The following is a 17,458-nucleotide window of genomic DNA, read 5'->3' as shown; positions in this document are numbered from 1 at the left end:
AACACCTTTGGTTTGCATATCCGTCAGCGAATTCGTCAGCCAACCTATTCGCCCACCCAAGACATTCAGGAGACATTCATGGCCAAGATGAGAGCCGTCGACGCAGCCGTGCTGGTGCTCGAAAAAGAAGGCATCAACACCGCATTCGGCGTTCCGGGCGCAGCAATCAACCCGTTCTACTCGGCCATGCGCAAAGCAGGCAGCATCAGCCACGTGCTGGCGCGTCACGTCGAAGGGGCGTCACACATGGCCGAAGGCTATACGCGCGCCCAGCCGGGCAACATCGGCGTGTGTATCGGCACCTCAGGCCCCGCCGGCACCGACATGATCACCGGTTTGTACTCCGCTCAGGCCGACTCGATTCCTATTCTGGCTATCACGGGCCAAGCACCGCGTGCACGTCTGTACAAGGAAGACTTCCAGGCCGTCGACATCGAATCGATCGCCAAACCAGTCACCAAGTGGGCCGTCACCGTGCGTGAGCCGGCTCTCGTGCCGCGCGTGTTCCAGCAGGCATTCCACCTGATGCGCTCGGGCCGTCCGGGTCCGGTGCTGGTCGATTTGCCAATCGACGTGCAACTCGCCGAAATCGAATTCGACATCGACACGTACGAACCGCTGCCGGTCTACAAGCCCAAAGCAACCCGCAAACAGATCGAAGCCGCATTGAAGTTTTTGAATGACGCTGAGAAGCCGTTGATCGTCTCGGGTGGCGGCGTGCTGAACGCTGCCGCTGAAGACCTGCTGGTCGAATTCGCCGAAACCGTCGGCGTGCCGGTGATCCCGACGCTGATGTCGTGGGGCGCGATTCCCGACGACCATCCGCTGATGGCCGGCATGGTCGGCTTGCAAACCTCGCACCGCTACGGCAACGCGACGATGCTCGCCTCCGACTTCGTGCTCGGCATCGGCAACCGCTGGGCGAACCGTCACACGGGCAGCGTCGAGGTTTACACCAAGGGCCGTAAGTTCGTGCATGTGGACATCGAGCCGACGCAGATCGGCCGCGTGTTCGGCCCCGACCTCGGCATCGTGTCGGACGCGAAGTTCGCGCTCGAACTGTTCGTTGAAGTAGCGAAGGAATGGAAGGCCGCCGGCAAGCTGAAGGACCGCCGCGCATGGGTCGCCGATTGCCAGCAACGCAAGAAGACGATGCTGCGCAAGACGCACTTCGACAACGTGCCGATGAAACCGCAGCGCGTGTACGAAGAAATGAACCAGGTGTTCGGCCGCGATACCTGCTACGTGAGCACGATCGGTTTGTCGCAGATCGCCGGCGCGCAATTCCTGCACGTCTACAAGGCGCGTAACTGGATCAACTGCGGCCAGGCAGGCCCGCTCGGCTGGACGATTCCGGCAGCGCTCGGCGTGCGTGCAGCAGATCCGCAACGTCAGATCGTCGCACTCTCGGGCGACTACGACTTCCAGTTCATGATCGAAGAACTGGCCGCCGGCGCGCAATTCAAGCTGCCGTACGTGCACGTGGTGGTGAACAATTCGTACCTCGGTTTGATCCGCCAGGCACAGCGCGCGTTCGATATGGACTTCTGCGTGCAGCTCGGCTTCGAGAACATCAACGCGCCGGAAATGAACGGTTACGGCGTGGACCACGTCGCGGTGGCTGAAGGCCTGGGTTGCAAGGCGATCCGCGTGTTCAAACCGGAAGAACTGAAGCCGGCCCTGCTGAAAGCGCAATCGATGCTCTCCGAGTTCAACGTGCCGGTGATCGTCGAAGTGATCCTCGAACGTGTGACCAACATTTCGATGGGCACCGAAATCGACGCGATCAACGAGTTCGAAGAACTGGCCGAAAAGCGCGAAGACGCGCCGACGGCAATCAGCATGCTCGACTGAGCTTTCTGACTTTGCAGCAGATGAGCGCGATTCAGCAGCGTAGCCATTCAACGCAACTGAATCGCCTCATGAAGTTATTCCACTGACCGACCAGCGAGACAAAAAGCACCATGCCGAAATTTGCAGCGAATCTCACCATGCTGTTCAACGAAGTCCCGTTCCTCGACCGCTTCGCGGCAGCAGCGGACGCGGGCTTCAACGCCGTCGAATTCCTGTTTCCGTATCCGTATCAGATCGCTGAATTGAACGAACGTCTGCAGCAGAACCGTTTGAAACTCGTGTTGCACAACCTGCCCGCAGGCAACTGGGAAGCGGGTGAACGCGGCATCGCGTGCCTGCCGGATCGCGTGGGCGAATTTCAGGAAGGTGTCGGCCGCGCGATCGAATACGCGACGGCCCTGAAAGTGCCGCAACTGAACTGCCTCGTCGGCATTCCGACTGCAGGCGTCGATGCGGACAAGGCGCGCTCGACGATCGTCGACAACCTGCGCTTCGCCGCGGGCGAACTGAAAAAAGCCGGCATCAAGCTGCTGGTCGAGCCGTGCAATTCGTACGACATTCCCGGCTTCGCGCTGAACCGTTCGGGCGAAGGGCTCGACGTGATTCGCGCGGTGGGTTCAGACAATCTGTTCCTGCAATACGACATCTATCACATGCAACGGATGGAAGGCGAACTCGCGGCAACGATCAAGAAGAATCTGCCGCAGATCGCGCACATCCAGCTCGCCGACAACCCGGGCCGCAACGAACCGGGCACCGGCGAAATCAACTACCCGTTCCTGTTCGACCTGCTCGACTCGCTCGGCTACGAGGGCTACGTCGGTTGCGAATACAAGCCGCGCACGACCACCGCCGCCGGCCTCGGCTGGGTGCAGAGCGTGGCCGGGCAAACCCGCGGCGCAGCCCACGCCGCTGCCTGATCGGCTCATTGATCGGCTTAGGCATATCACCCCAAACAACACTGGAGATTTAGACACATGGCAAAGATCGGTTTCATCGGCCTCGGCATCATGGGCGCGCACATGGCGCGCAACCTCATCAAGGGCGGTCATTCGCTGTTCGTGAATGGCGCTTATCCGGTGCCGGAAGATCTGAGCAAGACGACCACCGTGGTCGCCAATTCGACCGCTGTCGCCCAAGCGGCCGACATCGTCATCATCATGGTGCCGGACACGCCCGACGTCGCCAACGTGCTGTTCGCGGACGACGGCGTCGCCGCCGGCCTCACGCAAGGCAAGCTGGTGATCGACATGAGCTCGATCTCGCCGCTCGACACGCAAGCCTTCGCGAAGAAGATCAACGCCCTCGGCGTGGACTACCTGGATGCGCCGGTCTCGGGCGGCGAAGTCGGCGCGCGTGAAGCGTCGCTGACGATCATGGTCGGCGGTCCGGAAAAAGCGTTCGCGCTGGCCAAGCCGCTATTCGAACTAATGGGCAAGAACATCTCGCTGATCGGCGACAACGGCGCGGGTCAAACCTGCAAGGTCGCGAACCAGATCATCGTCGCGCTGAACATCGAAGCCGTGGCTGAAGCCCTGCTGTTCGCGTCACGCTCGGGCGCCGATCCGGAACGTGTGCGCAAGGCATTGATGGGCGGCTTCGCTTCGTCGCGCATCCTCGAAGTGCATGGCGAGCGTATGACCAAGCGTAAGTTCGATCCGGGCTTCCGCATCGAACTGCACCAGAAGGATCTGAACCTCGCACTCGACGGCGCACGCAAGCTGGGTATCGCCCTGCCGCATACGGCAAGCGCACAGCAGTTGTTCAGCGTATGCGCGGCGAATGGCGGCAAGGCATGGGATCACTCGGCCATGGTGCGCGCGCTCGAAATCATGGCGAACTACGAAGTCGCGCAAGCGCCGGGTAGCGAAGCCAAGGCAGCTTAAGCAACGACAAGGTTGCCGTGACGGTTGCGATTTCAACGTGATCGTCGTCGTGGCAACCGCAGGTGGGGCGCCCGGTTCGTCGTGCGGCATGCATGGTGAAACGGGCAAATCGTGCCGCTCTGGGCTGAGAGCGGCAAGTGGGGTCCGCAGCGGCACCCGGCGGCGCCGGGGAAGCCTTGGTCGGTCAGACGTCGTCGTCGGGTGTCCGGCTGTCGGATTTCAAATTTATGCGTTTTCCGCCAATCTCTCGCAGCGGCTGCATCATGCACGCCGCCTGCTTGCAGCTCTCCTTGCAAGTCTCTTCGCGGGTGTGCTCGCAAGTCCGCTTGCATTTGCTTGCAACTCCACACCCGCAGCACGACCTTTTTTGACACACCCCTCCACGCTTTTCTCCTACACTCGTTGAGTCTGGTTGCTGGCGTATCAGCGTTCACGTACGGCTTGCCGATCATCGCAGCGCATGTGCTCTGTTTCATTCGCCCGATTCGCAACCAGAGTTCAACCCGTGAGCGGAATGTGCTTGCGCCGGTAACCCCTCTGCAAAGGATTCAGCATGAGCATCTTTGGTGACATCGTAAACAAGCTCTTCGGCAAAGCGAAGCCCGACCAGCCCGCGCCTGCGGTTGAGCCGACACCGGATCCGGCAGCGGCACAAGCTGCCGCACCGGACGCTGCACCGGCACCCCCGCCGCTGACTGACGTCGACGTCGCGGTCGTCATGGACCAGTTCGTGAGTGAGAGCGGGCAAACGTTGAACTGGCGCACGTCGATCGTCGACACGCTGAAAGCGCTCGGCGTCGACAGCAGCCTCGAGCATCGCAAGCAACTCGCCCAGGAACTGAAGTACAGCGGCGACACGAACGATTCGGCGAGCATGAACATCTGGCTGCACAAACAGGTGATGCAAGCGCTGGCGGCGAACGGCGGGAAGTTGCCTCCGGATCTGGCGTCCTAACGGCTTGCCGGCGTCGCCAGTTTCAGGCGATAGCGAAAACTTTAAGCTGAAACGACAACGCGGCGCTCGGGTCGATGACCTGGGCGCCGCGTTGTCATTCAAGCTTCATGTGCGGGACACGGTTCTGACTTTGAACCGGGCCGTTCGCGCTCAATCAATCAGTACGTATCGAAAGTCTTCTGCAACGCAACCGGCCCTGTGCCGCCCGCGGCCAGTGCGAGCATCAATAGCACGCGCGCCTTGTATGGATTCAGCGAACCTGCACTGACGAAACCAAGTGCGTCGTCGGCGGCCGCGCCGTTGCGCATCACATGCCCCGAGCCCACACGCGACGCACGCACCACTACGACGCCTTGCGAAGCGGCATCGGCCAGCGCCTGCTGCACCGAAGCGTGAATCGAGCCGTTACCCGTGCCCGCCACGACGATACCGCGCACACCAGCAGCAACCAACGCATCCACGGCAATGCGCGAGACGCCCGCGTAACTCACGACGATCTCCACATGCGGCCATTTCGCGCCGATCACGAATTCGGTCGCGAGCGTATGCGGACGCACCACGTTGCGCTGGAATTCGATGCGACCGTCCTGCACCCAGCCGAGCGCGCCGATATCCGGGGACTGGAAAGCATCGACCGCATACGTGCTCGTCTTGACCACGTCGCGTGCGCTGTGAATCTTGTTATTGAACGCCACCAGCACGCCCTGCCCGCGCGAATCCGCGTTCGCCGCGACCGTCACGGCGTTCAGCAGATTCAGCGGACCATCGGCAGACAGTGCCGATGCCGGGCGCATGGCGGCCGTCAGCACGACCGGCTTGTCCGACTTGATCGTCAGATGCAGCAGATAAGCGGTTTCTTCGAGCGTATCGGTGCCATGTGTGACCACCACGCCGTCGACTTCATCGTCGGCGAGCAGCGTGTTGATGCGTAGCGCGAGCGTGGTCCACAGCGACATTTCCATGTCTTTACTGTCGACGCTGGCAAGCTGCTCGGGCGCGATGCGCGCCACCGTGGACAAGGCCGGCACCACGGCCAGCAATTGCTCGACGCCGACCACACCGGCCTGGTAGCCCGATGTATTGGTGGCGTCCGCGGCCGCGCCGGCGATCGTGCCGCCGGTCGCCAGCACGGCGATGCGTGGCAGCGGCGGCGTGGCGCCTTCGTCTGAAGGCGTGGCGGAAGAAGAAGTCAAAGTATTCATGGCGGCGATTGTAAGCGATGCGCCGAACCGCGACGATCCGGCGCAACCTTCAAACCGCTTCGCGCAACTGCGCGGCGATTTCCGCTTCATTTAGCTGCGGTGCGAACATTTCGATCAACCGGTACGCATACGCACGCAGGAACGCGCCCTTGCGCAAACCAACCCGCGTCGTGCTGGCTTCGAACAGATGCTGCGTCTCCAGCGCGACCAGTTCCGTATCACGCTTCGGATCGTAGGCCATCGCGGCAACCACGCCGATGCCCATGCCGAGTTCGACGTAAGTCTTGATCACGTCGGCATCGATGGCGGTCAACACCACGTCGGGCAACGCACCCGCTTTCGCGAACGCCTGGTCGATGTGCGAGCGGCCCGTGAAGTCCTGGTCGTAAGTGACGATCGGGAATTCGGCAATCTCGTCGAGCGTCAGATTTTCGCGGCCCACCAGCGGATGGCCCTTCGGCACGACCACGACGTGGTGCCACGAATAGCACGGGAACGTGACGATATCCGGGAACCGGTCGAGCGCTTCCGTCGAAATGCCGATATCCGCTTCGCCGTTGATGATCATCTGCGCAATCTGTTGCGGGCTGCCCTGGCGCAGCGCCAGATGCACCTTCGGGAATACCTCGGTGAATTGACGGATCACCTTCGGCAGCGCGTAACGCGCCTGCGTGTGAGTCGTCGCCACGACGAGGTGGCCGCTGTCCTGATCCGCATATTGACGCGCGACGCGGCGCAGATTCTCCGCATCGAGCAACATCCGCTCGATCAGCTGATGCACCGCCTTGCCTGGCTCCGTGAGGCCCGTCAGACGCTTGCCGCGCCGGATGAAAATATCGACGCCGAGCTCGTCTTCCAGATCCTTGATCTGTTTCGACACACCCGATTGCGACGTGTACAACACGTTCGCCACCTCAGTCAGATTCATGTTCTGACGCACGGCCTCGCGCACAAAGCGCAATTGCTGAAAGTTCATCTGTATGTCTCCGGTTGAGCCAGAGTTGAGTTATTAGAGTTTGATTGAAACGCCGAGTGTTGTTGCGCTGCCTGTGTTGCTGCTTGTCTTGCTGCTTGTCTTGCTGCTCGTGGCGTCGCCTACTGGGCGGGAAATACGCGCAACGCGCGCGGCACCGCCGTCACGCCGTCGCCGATCGACAGTTGCAGATCGCGCCACGATTCGCGATCGAGTTCCGCTTCGAGCACATTGCCTTCGCGACCCGCCAGTTCGACACGCACCGAGCCGCCGAGCGTCACCACGCGCCGCACGTCGACCACAATGCCTTCGCGATGGCCAGACGCTTGCGGATACAACTGCAGATCGTGCGGACGTACATAGGCGAACGCCGGCCCACTGAAACCGGCCGTGATCGCGACCGGCAACGCCGCGCCGTCGACCACGAAACCGCTCGCATCCACGTTGCCATGCAGACGGTTCGCCGCGCCGAGAAACTCATAGACGAACGAAGTTTGTGGATGGTCGTACACGTCCTGGGGACTGCCCACCTGCTCCACGTGTCCGCGATTCAGCACGACGATCCGGTCGGCCACTTCGAGCGCTTCTTCCTGATCGTGCGTGACAAAGATCGTCGAGATATGCAGATCGTCATGCAAACGACGCAGCCAGCTACGCAACTCCTTGCGCACCTTCGCATCGAGCGCGCCGAACGGTTCGTCGAGCAGCAGGACCTTCGGTTCGACCGCCAGCGCGCGTGCCAACGCAATCCGCTGCCGCTGACCACCCGACAATTCCGACGGGTAGCGTTGGGCAAGCCAGTCGAGTTGCACGAGCTTCAGCAGTTCATGCACCTTCTCGCGGATCACCGCTTCCGAAGGCCGTTCCTTGCGGGGCTTCACACGCAAGCCGAACGCCACGTTCTCGAACACCGTCATATGACGAAACAGCGCGTAATGCTGGAACACGAAGCCGACTTCACGCTCGCGCGCACCGACCGTCGCGACATCCTGGCCTTGCAATACGACCTGGCCGGCATCCGCGTATTCGAGGCCGGCAATCACACGCAGCAAGGTGGTCTTGCCACAACCCGAAGGCCCGAGCAGCGCAACCAGTTCGCCCGGCGGAAAGTCGAGCGAAACGTTATCGAGCGCGACGAAATCGCCGAAGCGCTTTTGCAGGTTACGAACGGTGATACCCATTACAGCTCTCCTTGCTTGAGCGCGTGTTGATGCGATGCATGCGTTGCATTGACGGACGGTGAAGCGGACGGCGGCGTGACAGGCCCTGCATACGCCGGCACATCGCGCGCGGCCGACAGTTCCGCCGACATATGGCGCTCGGCGAGCAGCTTCAGGCCGAGCGTTACGAGTGCGAGCAAGGCCAGCACCGACGCCACGGCAAATGCCGCCGAGAAGTTGTATTCGTTATAGAGAATTTCGACGTGCAGCGGCATCGTGTCAGTCTGGCCGCGAATGTGGCCGGACACCACCGACACCGCGCCGAACTCGCCCATCGCCCGCGCGTTACACAGAATCACGCCGTACAGCAGGCCCCATTTGACGTTCGGCAGCGTGACGCGTCGAAAGATCTGCCAGCCCGATGCGCCAAGCACGTGCGCGGCTTCTTCTTCGTCGTTGCCTTGCGCCTGCATCAGCGGAATCAGTTCTCGCGCGACGAATGGGAACGTGACGAAGATCGTCGCCAGCACGATGCCCGGCACCGCGAAAATGATCTGCACGTTGTGGTCCTGCAGCCACGGGCCGAACCAGCCCTGTGCGCCGAACATCAGCACGTAGATCAAGCCGGAGATCACCGGCGAGACCGAGAAAGGCAGATCGATCAACGTGGTCAGCAATGCCTTGCCACGGAACTCGAACTTGGCGATACACCATGACGCCGCGAGGCCGAACACAAGATTCAGCGGTACTGCGATCGCAGCGGTGATCACGGTGAGCTTGATGGCCGACAACGCATCAGGATCGACCAGCGATTCCAGATAGAAGCCGATGCCCTTGCTCAAGGCCTGATAGAACACCGCGACGAGCGGCACGACGAGGAACAGCGCGAGAAACAGCAACGCGATGCCCGTCAGAATCCAGCGCACGACGGGTGGTTCGGTAACCGGATCGGGCCGGCGCGCGATATTGAGCGGCGCACGCGGCGCCTCGGCAACAGTCGTAGCATCCGCGCTATTCAAGGAGTTACGGCTCATTGCACACCTCCGCCGACACCGATCGCCGCGACACTCGCGGCGGCAGGCGCCGGGCCTGCGCCGCCACGGCCCGTCCGGCGCTGCAGATACCACTGCAGCGTATTGATCAACAACAGCATCAGGAACGACACCACCAGCATCACGACCGCAATCGCGGTGGCGCCGGCGTAATCATATTGTTCGAGTTTGGTAATGATCAGCAGCGATGTGATTTCCGATTTCATCGGCACGTTACCCGCGATGAAAATCACCGAGCCGTATTCGCCGAGCGCCCGCGCGAACGCCAGCGCGAAACCCGTGAGCAAAGCCGGGAACACCGCAGGCAGCACCACGCGCCGAAACGTCAGCCAACGCGACGCGCCGAGGCACGCAGCCGCCTCTTCCTGTTCGCGTTCGAACTCTTCGAGCACCGGCTGCACGGTCCGTACGACGAACGGCAAACCGATAAAGGTCAGCGCGATCAACACGCCGGCCGGCGTGAAAGCGATCTTGATGCCGAGCGGTTCGAGAAACTGCCCGATCCAGCCGTTGCCCGCATACACCGCCGCAAGCGAAATACCGGCCACGGAAGTCGGCAAAGCGAACGGCAGATCGACCACCGCGTCGACGATACGCTTGAACGGGAACGTATAACGCACCAGCACCCACGCAACCAGAAAGCCGAACACCGCGTTGATGAGCGCGCCGCCGAGGGCCGAGAAAAACGTCAGGCGATACGACGCGAGCACGCGCGGCGAACTCACCGCGCGCACGAACTGAGGCCAGTCGAGCGTCGCGGTCTTGAGAAAGGTCGCTGCAAGCGGAATCAGCACCACGAGGCTCAGATAAGCCACCGTGATGCCGAGTGTCAGGCCAAAACCGGGCAACGCGCTCGGTTTTCGGAAGGTCAACGTCGTCATGCTCAGTACTCTTTCAGGGTTGAGGCCGGCGGCTCTTTTTTCGGCCGCCTGGCTGGCCAAAAAGCGCGCCTCGCGGGCGCGCTTCATGGCGAAGTGTGACTACGCGTTCAACTGCGGCGTCTAACTGCGCATCTCCTCCGGCTGACTGCCCGTTACTGCGGCGAGTAGATCGAATCGAACACGCCGCCGTCGGCAAAGTGCGTCTTCTGCGCGTTCGCCCAGCCGCCGAACGAGTCGTCCACCGTGTACAACTTCAGCTTCGGAAACTTCGAAGTCAGCTCGGCCGGCACCTTGTTCGAACGCGGACGGTAGAAGTTCTTTGCGGCGATTTCCTGACCTTCCTCGCTGTACAGGAAGTTCAGATACGCTTCCGCCACCTTGCGCGTACCGTGCTTGTCGACCACCTTGTCCACTACCGCAACCGGCGGCTCGGCCAGAATGCTCACCGACGGCACGACGATTTCAAATTTCTCCGGACCGAATTCCTTCAGCGAGAGGAACGCTTCGTTTTCCCACGCAATCAGCACGTCGCCGATACCGCGCTGCACGAAGCTGGTGGTCGCGCCACGCGCGCCCGAATCCAGCACGCCGGCATTCTTATAGAGCTTGCCGACGAATTCCTTCGCCTTCTGGTCGTTGCCACCCGGCTGATGTTCAGCATAGGCCCACGCGGCCAGGTAGTTCCAGCGCGCGCCACCCGACGTCTTCGGATTCGGCGTGACAATCGACACACCCGGCTTGATCAGATCGTCCCAATCCTTGATGTGCTTCGGGTTGCCCTTGCGCACCAGAAACACGATCGTCGACGTGTACGGCGAGGCGTTATCCGGCAAACGCTTTTGCCAGCCCTTGTCGAGCAAACCTTTATTAGCCAGCGCGTCGATGTCATAGGCAAGCGCCAAGGTCACGACGTCCGCCTGCAAACCGTCCAGCACCGAGCGTGCTTGCGCACCCGAGCCGCCGTGCGACTGCTTGAAGGTGATCGTTTCGCCCGTTTTCGCCTTCCATTCCTTGCCGAATGCCTGGTTGACGTCCTGATACAGCTCGCGTGTCGGGTCGTACGACACATTCAGCAGCGTCGTATCGGCTGCATGTGCCGGCGCCGTGACGCCGACCGCGGCGATCGTACCGACTGCGCCGAATGCGAGCGCCGCGATAAGCTTTCTGGTCTTGCCTGCCAGCCCCGTGCCCTGATGGTTCATGCCAACTTTCTCCGCGTTGTGGTCCGCTGAAACAGCGTGTGGTGTTGTTTTGCGTCGCGGTCACGTGCACATGAGCGCCAACTCGAAGGGCAGTCTATCGAAGAGCTTTCATCATTAAAAATAATGTTTCTTCATTCTTTAATACGCAAAAGTGGTAATGACGGCCGGATAAGGCGTTGCGGCACGAAAACGGGTGTTGGAACGTCTATTTACGACGTCAGAACGCCACCCCAAGCCGCGAACTTAAAGTAAAGCTTGAATTGCGCGGAATACTGTATAAAAATACAGGCACCTGTTCATACATACAGTGGCGCCATGACCAAACTCACCGCACGACAGCAGCAGGTTTTCGATCTGATCCGCCGGGCCATCGAACGCACCGGCTTTCCGCCCACCCGCGCGGAGATCGCCGCCGAGCTGGGTTTCAGCTCGGCCAACTCGGCAGAAGAGCATCTGCGCGCCCTCGCCCGCAAGGGCGTGATCGAGCTTGCCGCAGGCGCATCGCGTGGTATTCGCCTGCTGGGCGGATCGGAAGATTCGCCGTACCAGTTCACGCTGCCGCACGCCAGCATCATGCAACTGTCGCTGCCGCTGATCGGGCGAGTTGCCGCGGGTAGTCCGATCCTCGCGCAGGAACATATCTCGCAGCACTATGCGTGCGACCCGGCACTATTCTCGAGCAAGCCGGATTACCTGCTGAAGGTGCGCGGGCTGTCCATGCGCGACGCGGGCATCTTCGACGGCGACCTGCTCGCGGTGCAGAAGAAAAGCGAAGCCAAAGACGGCCAGATCATCATCGCGCGCCTTGGCGACGACGTGACGGTCAAGCGCTTGAAGCGCCGGCCGAACGGTATCGAGCTGATTGCCGAGAACCCCGATTACGACAACATCTTCGTTGAAACCGGCAGCGCGGAGTTTGCGCTCGAGGGTATCGCCGTCGGGCTGATCCGCCCGGGCGAGTTCTAACTGCCCGCTCGTACGCCAACCCCAAGCTGCACCAACGTTGAATCGCCTGGAGAGACTCATGGAACGCCTTGCCCGCCTGCTGCCTTTTCGCCAGTTCGGTCGTTTGCGTCATCTGCGCAAGCTGGTGTCGTGTTCGCTGATCGAGGCGTCCTCCGCCAGTACTCCATCGCTGTTCGACGCGTCCGCCGGCGTATCGGGCTTGCCGTCCTCGTTGCCGGCTTTTGCTCGCGTGTCCTTGAACTCGGGGCTGAATACGGCTGAACCCGCGCGTCGTGCGCCGGTGCGCGTGTATCACGGACCGTCGCGGCTGATCATGGTCGGCACGGTAGACGCCGTGTGCCGCATGATCGATCGTTGCATCGCAGATGAAGCCAACGTGCACGGCGCTGTGTTCGAGTCATAAGCTGCACTGCGCGTGCACCGCATCCCATTGCTGCTGTGCGACGCGCGACACCCGGCCTAAGGTCGTTCGCCCGCCCGCGCCTTTTCGGATATCGCATCGCCTGGGATCGTTTTTGCGTGGCCGCGGTCCACGTTAGATCACACCTGATAGAGAGTCCCACTCGATGGCAGTTCCAACACGCACAAAACGCAACGCCGCCCGGCCACTGATCGTCACCTTGATTGTGATTGTGGTGATTGCCGCGTTGGGGTTCTGTTACGCGTCGCCTTACATGGCGCTGAATAAGCTCAAACGCGCGGCGGATGCGCGTGATGCGCAAACCGTCAATGAATACGTCGACTTTCCCGCGTTGCGCGAGAGCCTGAAGCAGCAGGTCACCGGCTTGTTGACGCGTCGGCTCGACGTGCAAGGCAACGGCAATCCGCTCGCGGCGATTGGCGCGATGATCGGCGTGGCCTTGATCGGCCCGCTGGTCGATGCTTATGCAACACCCGACGGCGTCGCGGCATTACTGAACGGTATGCCGCCGCGCGGCAACCCGGGCGAGCGCCCTCCTGTTCCGGCGGGCGCCGGAAATTCGCCAGCCGCAACGGCGTCTGCGCCAGAACCGGCGCCCTCTGTTGCCGGCAATACGGCCAACGGCGCAGCCAACAACGGGAACAGTGTCACGCCGCCGCAACCGCCGCAAACCACGGCAGGCTACCGCGGCCTTAATGAGTTCGTCGTCAGCTATCAGCACGGCGCTGGTGACGCCCGTTATTCGGCGATTTTGCGGCGCGAAGGTTTGTTCACATGGAAGCTGGCCGCGGTCAATCTGAACGAATGATCGCCCGGCGAGCGCAATCGAGTTGTGCGAGTTAGCGAGTGCACCGACTTGATAGGGGCCACCAGGCCGCCGCAGTCGCCCTGAACGAGCGACCGTTCGGCCCACGTGGCCCATCATTCAGCCTCACTAAGCCCAGTCCACGCCCTCCACCCCGCCGTGCGTCAAGCAGCCTCGGCTTGCTGCTGCTCCTGCGCGGAAGAGCACGCCACCAGAATGCTGCATGAGATCCGGTCGAGCAGCGGGGTATTCCCCGCGCCCATCCACCATCGTGACAGACCGGTGCGGCAACGGTGGCCGACCACCACGAGGTCGACATGCAATTCGTTAGCGAGATTGGCGATCTCGTCGATCGGATGGCCGAACGCAAAATGCCCTTGCGCGGTCACGCCGCGTTCGGTGAGCCAGTCCACCCCTTCCTGCAGGATGTCGCGGGCAGTTTTTTCGAAACTGCCGCAGGCCACATCCGTCAGCAGGCCCGCGCTTTGCGCAATGCTCGAGCGCATGTCAACCACTGATAGCAGATGCGTTTCCGCCTTCAGATCCAACGCCAGGTCGGCGCCGCAACGTAACGCTTTGCGGCCTTCGCGCGAGCCGTCGTAGCACAGCAGGATTTTCTGGTAGCTCGCCATGATTTTTCTCCCATCCGCGAGGAACGCGGTCTTAATGAATCATGGTGCGCCGCAATTCAGGTTGCAAGGGATGGAAAACGCTAAGTGCGCCCTAAACAGGTGCGTGCTGGATTTGTGGCGGGTTTGGGCCGGATTGGGGTCACCTGCGAACCTTTGCCGCAGCGCAAGAAACGCCGTCCGGCACATCCAGCGCCGACCAACACCTCGCTGCCGATGCCATAGAATGAGCGGCCTTACCGGCCATTTGCGTCTTTTCACGGAGCCTCGTTCGATCCATGTCTGAAGCCGCCATTGAATTCCACCAGGTTAAAAAAAGCTACGACGAAAAGACGGTCGTCGACGGACTGTCGTTTCACGTCAACGCCGGCGAATGTTTCGGCCTGCTCGGTCCGAACGGCGCAGGCAAGACCACCACGTTGCGCATGCTGCTCGGCATCGCCGCACCGGATGCCGGCGCGATCCGCCTGTGCGGCGAGCCGATTCCCGGTCGCGCGCGCGTGGCCCGGGCGCGTGTCGGCGTAGTGCCTCAGTTCGACAATCTCGATCCCGATTTCACGGTCCGCGAAAACCTGCTGGTGTTCGGCCGCTACTTCGGCCTGAGCGCCGCGCAATGCCGCGAGATGGTGCCGTCGCTGCTCGAATTCGCGCGTCTCGAGAGCAAGGCGGATGCACGTGTGAGCGAACTGTCGGGTGGCATGAAGCGGCGCCTGACGCTGGCTCGCGCGCTCGTCAACGACCCCGACGTGCTGATCATGGACGAGCCGACCACCGGTCTCGATCCGCAAGCGCGCCACCTGATCTGGGAACGGCTGCGCTCGCTGCTTGCACGCGGCAAGACCATTCTGTTGACCACGCACTTCATGGAAGAAGCCGAACGGCTGTGCCACCGCCTGTGCGTGATCGAGGAAGGTCGCAAGATCGCCGAAGGCGAGCCGCGTGCATTGATCGCGTCGGAGATCGGCTGTGATGTGATCGAAATCTTCGGACCCGATCCGGTTGCGTTGCGCGACGAATTGGCGCCGTTTGTCGAGCGCACCGAGATCAGCGGCGAGACGCTCTTCTGCTATGTGAACGACGCGCAGCCCGTGCATGCCCGGCTCAAGCAACGCGCCGATCTGCGTTACCTGCATCGCCCGGCGAATCTGGAAGATGTGTTCCTGCGTCTGACCGGACGCGAGATGCAGGACTGACGCGTATCGACATCGGCTCAGCTCGCAATCCTCTACAGCTATAACGACACGGCAAGAGACACGCAATGGACGCACGCACTTACGAACCGCACGGCGAGACGCCGCCTAAGCAGGAGACCTTCGCCGCTTTCCCGGCCAACGCCGTCAACTGGATTGCGGTGTGGCGCCGCAACTATCTGGTCTGGCGGAAGCTCGCGATTGCTTCGATGTTCGGCAATCTTGCCGATCCGATGATCTACCTGTTTGGCCTGGGTTTCGGGCTTGGGCTAATGGTCGGGCATGTCGACGGCGTGTCGTATATCGCGTTTCTCGCTGCCGGCACGGTGGCATCGAGCGTGATGATGTCGGCCAGTTTCGAGTCGATGTATTCGGGCTTTTCGCGCATGCACGTACAGCGCACGTGGGAGGCGATCATGCATACGCCGCTCACGCTCGGCGACATCGTGCTTGGCGAGGTGATCTGGGCGGGCAGTAAGTCGATGCTATCGGGCGCGGCGATCATGCTGGTCGCGGGGGGTCTCGGCTACGCGAGTTTTCCGTCGATGTTGCTGGCGTTGCCGGTGATCGTGCTGACGGGGCTCGCATTCGCGAGTGTCGCGATGGTGGTGACGGCGCTTGCTCCGTCGTATGACTTTTTTATGTTTTATCAGACGTTGGTGTTGACGCCGATGTTGCTGCTGTCTGGGGTGTTCTTTCCTGTTTCACAGTTGCCTGCTGCGGCGCGGGTCGTGACTGAGCTTTTGCCGTTGGCGCATGCAGTTGATCTGATTCGGCCGGCTATGCTGGGGCGGCCTGTTGATGGTGCTGTTTTGCATGTTGCCGTGCTGGTGGTTTATGCGGTGGGTGGGTTTGTTGTTTCGGCGGTTTTGTTTCGGCGCAGGATGATGAAATAGGTTTGGGGGCCTGCGGCCGGTTTTTTTCGCGTGGCGGGTGAGTGGTTTTTTTGCCTGCTCGGCGGTTGTTTGTCAGTGTTCTTGGGGCTTTGGCCTTTCCTTGATCTGGCTTTGGTGCCTCTCCTTGTATTGTTAGTGGTCTATTAGCGTTGCCCCTGTGCGGGGCGCCACCTACTTTTCTTTGCATGCCGCAAAGAAAAGTAGGCAAAAGAAAGCGGCTTAAACCGCTCATGCTAAGTGGGCACCGTGGTCTGCTGCGGGTAGTGGTCCATCTGGAATCCGTGTTCTCGCACATTCCGCGTTAGTGACAAAGGACTCATCAACTCCCACTCCGCACTACGTGCGTCGCGGACGGGTATGCAGGGGAAACCACGGGCTTCGTTTTTGCGCAGCGGGAGCCGTCGGCTTCGCCTCGGCGACGCGCCTCTGCACTCACCCGGCGCCCCCACTTCAAAAGATTTGTCGGTGTGCTGCAATCACCGGCCTTATCACAATCGCGGAGGCGTTGCCGTGCGATGACGAGCCACGGCCCGGTGGAGAGACGTAGGTGCCAACACGTAGCCGGTGGTTTTTGAAGTGCTCTTCGGCGCGCGCAGCGCCGCCGGAAGTATGACACCCTTGTCACTGGCGCATGCCGGTGCACGAACCCAGATTCCAGATGCACCACTACCCGCAGCAGACCGCGGGCCCCACTTAGCATTCGCGGTTTGAGCCGCTTTCTTTGCTTATCTTTCTTTGCGGCGGCGGCAAAGAAAGTAGGTGCCGCCCCGCACAGGGGCAACACTAATAGACCACTAACAATTCAAGGAAAGGCCAAAGCCCCAAGAACACTGACAAAAGCGCCGCGCAGGCAAAAACCCCTCAACCTTAATCCTCATCATCCGTCCAAGGAATATCGACATCAGAAATAAAAGCCACCGTTGCAAACGGCCCCCCATCCTGACGTCCGATTTTCCCGTCGGCCCGCTGCCATTCAACCCTGAACACCGTCGCCGGATCATCGGCAATCAACCGGACCGTTCGAACCTCATCCGGGTCCTGCTCCTCAACAGGACCATCAAGCGAAACCTGCAGTTCCTGCGGCCACAGCCCATCAGTCGGATCGTAAATCTTGTCGCCGTCCGGAATCAGCGTGAATGCCTCCACGCCAATCGTCGCCGATGCCTCGACGATCATCTTGCCCAACGCGCGCAGCAACGCCGTCGCCCGTGCCGAGTTGGCCTGGCGAATTGCAAGATCCCCGCGCGTCAGCGCCTGCTCAAGTTTTGGGTTTGTTTTTTGTTGCGCCATTCGATGTCCTGAGTCCTATCGCTCTGTTGTGGACGGCACGCCCATTCGTCGCGCACCGTGCTCCATTTTTCGGGCTGAATCCTACCATTGGTACGG

General features: G+C 61.2%; 17 protein-coding genes. 9 read left to right on the top strand and 8 right to left on the bottom strand.

All coding sequences use genetic code 11. The features are described 5' to 3' along the window. Positions 1-78: 78 nt before the first annotated feature. From gcl to PQQ86_RS08090, 4 genes are all read left to right on the top strand, one after another. Positions 79-1,854 (top strand): glyoxylate carboligase, encoded by a 1,776-nt coding sequence (gene gcl / locus PQQ86_RS08105; RefSeq protein ID WP_408265690.1) that lies wholly within the window; start codon positions 79-81, stop codon positions 1,852-1,854. Between the two features lie 110 nt (positions 1,855-1,964). Beyond that, positions 1,965-2,774 (top strand): hydroxypyruvate isomerase, encoded by an 810-nt coding sequence (gene hyi / locus PQQ86_RS08100; protein WP_074284326.1) that lies wholly within the window; start codon positions 1,965-1,967, stop codon positions 2,772-2,774. Positions 2,775-2,831: 57 nt separating this feature from the next. Then, positions 2,832-3,740, top strand: a complete 909-nt coding sequence (locus PQQ86_RS08095; protein ID WP_054034569.1) for a 2-hydroxy-3-oxopropionate reductase — start codon at positions 2,832-2,834, stop codon at positions 3,738-3,740. A 553-nt stretch (positions 3,741-4,293) separates the two neighbouring features. Continuing rightward, a complete protein-coding gene (locus PQQ86_RS08090; RefSeq protein WP_054034570.1) occupies positions 4,294-4,695 on the top strand; it encodes a DUF3597 domain-containing protein in 402 nt (133 codons plus the stop codon). A 158-nt stretch (positions 4,696-4,853) separates the two neighbouring features. On the opposite strand, the gene PQQ86_RS08085 is transcribed toward PQQ86_RS08090, so the two are convergent. The 6 genes from PQQ86_RS08085 to PQQ86_RS08060 form a co-directional block, all read right to left on the bottom strand. Beyond that, positions 4,854-5,897 (bottom strand): asparaginase, encoded by a 1,044-nt coding sequence (locus PQQ86_RS08085; RefSeq protein WP_408265689.1) that lies wholly within the window; start codon positions 5,895-5,897, stop codon positions 4,854-4,856. 49 nt (positions 5,898-5,946) lie between these two features. Then, a complete protein-coding gene (locus PQQ86_RS08080) occupies positions 5,947-6,873 on the bottom strand; it encodes a CysB family HTH-type transcriptional regulator (protein WP_408265688.1) in 927 nt (308 codons plus the stop codon). Between the two features lie 119 nt (positions 6,874-6,992). Continuing rightward, the gene (locus tag PQQ86_RS08075; RefSeq protein WP_054034571.1) at positions 6,993-8,051 is read right to left on the bottom strand and encodes a sulfate/molybdate ABC transporter ATP-binding protein; all 1,059 of its coding nucleotides are present in this window, start codon (positions 8,049-8,051) and stop codon (positions 6,993-6,995) included. Then, complete coding sequence (gene cysW / locus PQQ86_RS08070) at positions 8,051-9,064, bottom strand: sulfate ABC transporter permease subunit CysW (protein WP_408265687.1); 1,014 nt, start codon at positions 9,062-9,064, stop codon at positions 8,051-8,053. The genes PQQ86_RS08075 and cysW overlap by 1 nt, the downstream gene beginning before the upstream one ends. After that, positions 9,061-9,963, bottom strand: coding sequence for a sulfate ABC transporter permease subunit CysT (gene cysT / locus PQQ86_RS08065; protein WP_093632607.1), 903 nt, complete (start codon positions 9,961-9,963; stop codon positions 9,061-9,063). Before cysT ends, cysW begins: the two co-directional genes overlap by 4 nt. A gap of 152 nt (positions 9,964-10,115) precedes the next feature. Further along, positions 10,116-11,165 (bottom strand): sulfate ABC transporter substrate-binding protein, encoded by a 1,050-nt coding sequence (locus PQQ86_RS08060; protein WP_408265686.1) that lies wholly within the window; start codon positions 11,163-11,165, stop codon positions 10,116-10,118. A 315-nt stretch (positions 11,166-11,480) separates the two neighbouring features. Here PQQ86_RS08060 and lexA point away from each other — a divergent pair, with 315 nt between their 5' ends. The 3 genes from lexA (at position 11,481) to PQQ86_RS08045 (ending at position 13,360) form a co-directional block, all read left to right on the top strand. Then, positions 11,481-12,131 carry a transcriptional repressor LexA gene (lexA, locus tag PQQ86_RS08055; protein ID WP_054034573.1) on the top strand — a complete coding sequence of 217 codons (651 nt, stop codon included), beginning with the start codon at positions 11,481-11,483 and terminating at the stop codon, positions 12,129-12,131. 58 nt (positions 12,132-12,189) lie between these two features. Next, the gene (locus PQQ86_RS08050) at positions 12,190-12,534 is read left to right on the top strand and encodes a hypothetical protein (RefSeq protein WP_408265685.1); all 345 of its coding nucleotides are present in this window, start codon (positions 12,190-12,192) and stop codon (positions 12,532-12,534) included. 163 nt (positions 12,535-12,697) lie between these two features. Continuing rightward, complete coding sequence (locus PQQ86_RS08045) at positions 12,698-13,360, top strand: DUF2939 domain-containing protein (RefSeq protein ID WP_408265684.1); 663 nt, start codon at positions 12,698-12,700, stop codon at positions 13,358-13,360. A 161-nt stretch (positions 13,361-13,521) separates the two neighbouring features. Here the strand turns inward: PQQ86_RS08045 and PQQ86_RS08040 are convergent, their stop codons facing one another. Beyond that, on the bottom strand, positions 13,522-13,989 hold the full coding sequence (locus PQQ86_RS08040) for a universal stress protein (protein ID WP_408193767.1): 468 nt from the start codon (positions 13,987-13,989) through the stop codon (positions 13,522-13,524). A 275-nt stretch (positions 13,990-14,264) separates the two neighbouring features. Between PQQ86_RS08040 and nodI the strand changes: the two genes are divergently transcribed. Both nodI and PQQ86_RS08030 read left to right on the top strand, forming a co-directional pair. Further along, the gene (gene nodI, locus PQQ86_RS08035) at positions 14,265-15,179 is read left to right on the top strand and encodes a nodulation factor ABC transporter ATP-binding protein NodI (protein WP_408265683.1); all 915 of its coding nucleotides are present in this window, start codon (positions 14,265-14,267) and stop codon (positions 15,177-15,179) included. A gap of 65 nt (positions 15,180-15,244) precedes the next feature. Beyond that, positions 15,245-16,072, top strand: a complete 828-nt coding sequence (locus PQQ86_RS08030; protein WP_408265682.1) for an ABC transporter permease — start codon at positions 15,245-15,247, stop codon at positions 16,070-16,072. 867 nt (positions 16,073-16,939) lie between these two features. On the opposite strand, the gene PQQ86_RS08025 is transcribed toward PQQ86_RS08030, so the two are convergent. Beyond that, positions 16,940-17,362 (bottom strand): hypothetical protein, encoded by a 423-nt coding sequence (locus PQQ86_RS08025; protein ID WP_054034577.1) that lies wholly within the window; start codon positions 17,360-17,362, stop codon positions 16,940-16,942. Between the last annotated feature and the right edge of the window lie 96 nt (positions 17,363-17,458).

Origin of the sequence: Paraburkholderia sediminicola, assembly GCF_046026675.1 — a bacterium.
GTDB lineage: Bacteria > Pseudomonadota > Gammaproteobacteria > Burkholderiales > Burkholderiaceae > Paraburkholderia > Paraburkholderia sediminicola_F.
The sequence above is the reverse complement of the archived record's forward strand: the minus strand, read 5'-3'. Positions and strand labels throughout refer to the sequence as shown.

Excerpts from the sequence above, each read along its gene's own strand:
- PQQ86_RS08090 (WP_054034570.1), top strand. The coding sequence starts at position 4,294 with ATGAGCATCTTTGGTGACATCGTAAACAAGCTCTTCGGCAAAGCGAAG.
- PQQ86_RS08085 (WP_408265689.1), bottom strand. The coding sequence starts at position 5,897 with ATGAATACTTTGACTTCTTCTTCCGCCACGCCTTCAGACGAAGGCGCC.
- PQQ86_RS08060 (WP_408265686.1), bottom strand. The coding sequence starts at position 11,165 with ATGAACCATCAGGGCACGGGGCTGGCAGGCAAGACCAGAAAGCTTATC.
- lexA (WP_054034573.1), top strand. The coding sequence starts at position 11,481 with ATGACCAAACTCACCGCACGACAGCAGCAGGTTTTCGATCTGATCCGC.
- PQQ86_RS08025 (WP_054034577.1), bottom strand. The coding sequence starts at position 17,362 with ATGGCGCAACAAAAAACAAACCCAAAACTTGAGCAGGCGCTGACGCGC.
- gcl (WP_408265690.1), top strand. The coding sequence starts at position 79 with ATGGCCAAGATGAGAGCCGTCGACGCAGCCGTGCTGGTGCTCGAAAAA.
- PQQ86_RS08075 (WP_054034571.1), bottom strand. The coding sequence starts at position 8,051 with ATGGGTATCACCGTTCGTAACCTGCAAAAGCGCTTCGGCGATTTCGTC.
- nodI (WP_408265683.1), top strand. The coding sequence starts at position 14,265 with ATGTCTGAAGCCGCCATTGAATTCCACCAGGTTAAAAAAAGCTACGAC.
- PQQ86_RS08080 (WP_408265688.1), bottom strand. The coding sequence starts at position 6,873 with ATGAACTTTCAGCAATTGCGCTTTGTGCGCGAGGCCGTGCGTCAGAAC.
- PQQ86_RS08040 (WP_408193767.1), bottom strand. The coding sequence starts at position 13,989 with ATGGCGAGCTACCAGAAAATCCTGCTGTGCTACGACGGCTCGCGCGAA.
- PQQ86_RS08045 (WP_408265684.1), top strand. The coding sequence starts at position 12,698 with ATGGCAGTTCCAACACGCACAAAACGCAACGCCGCCCGGCCACTGATC.
- cysW (WP_408265687.1), bottom strand. The coding sequence starts at position 9,064 with ATGAGCCGTAACTCCTTGAATAGCGCGGATGCTACGACTGTTGCCGAG.
- PQQ86_RS08050 (WP_408265685.1), top strand. The coding sequence starts at position 12,190 with ATGGAACGCCTTGCCCGCCTGCTGCCTTTTCGCCAGTTCGGTCGTTTG.
- hyi (WP_074284326.1), top strand. The coding sequence starts at position 1,965 with ATGCCGAAATTTGCAGCGAATCTCACCATGCTGTTCAACGAAGTCCCG.
- PQQ86_RS08095 (WP_054034569.1), top strand. The coding sequence starts at position 2,832 with ATGGCAAAGATCGGTTTCATCGGCCTCGGCATCATGGGCGCGCACATG.
- PQQ86_RS08030 (WP_408265682.1), top strand. The coding sequence starts at position 15,245 with ATGGACGCACGCACTTACGAACCGCACGGCGAGACGCCGCCTAAGCAG.
- cysT (WP_093632607.1), bottom strand. The coding sequence starts at position 9,963 with ATGACGACGTTGACCTTCCGAAAACCGAGCGCGTTGCCCGGTTTTGGC.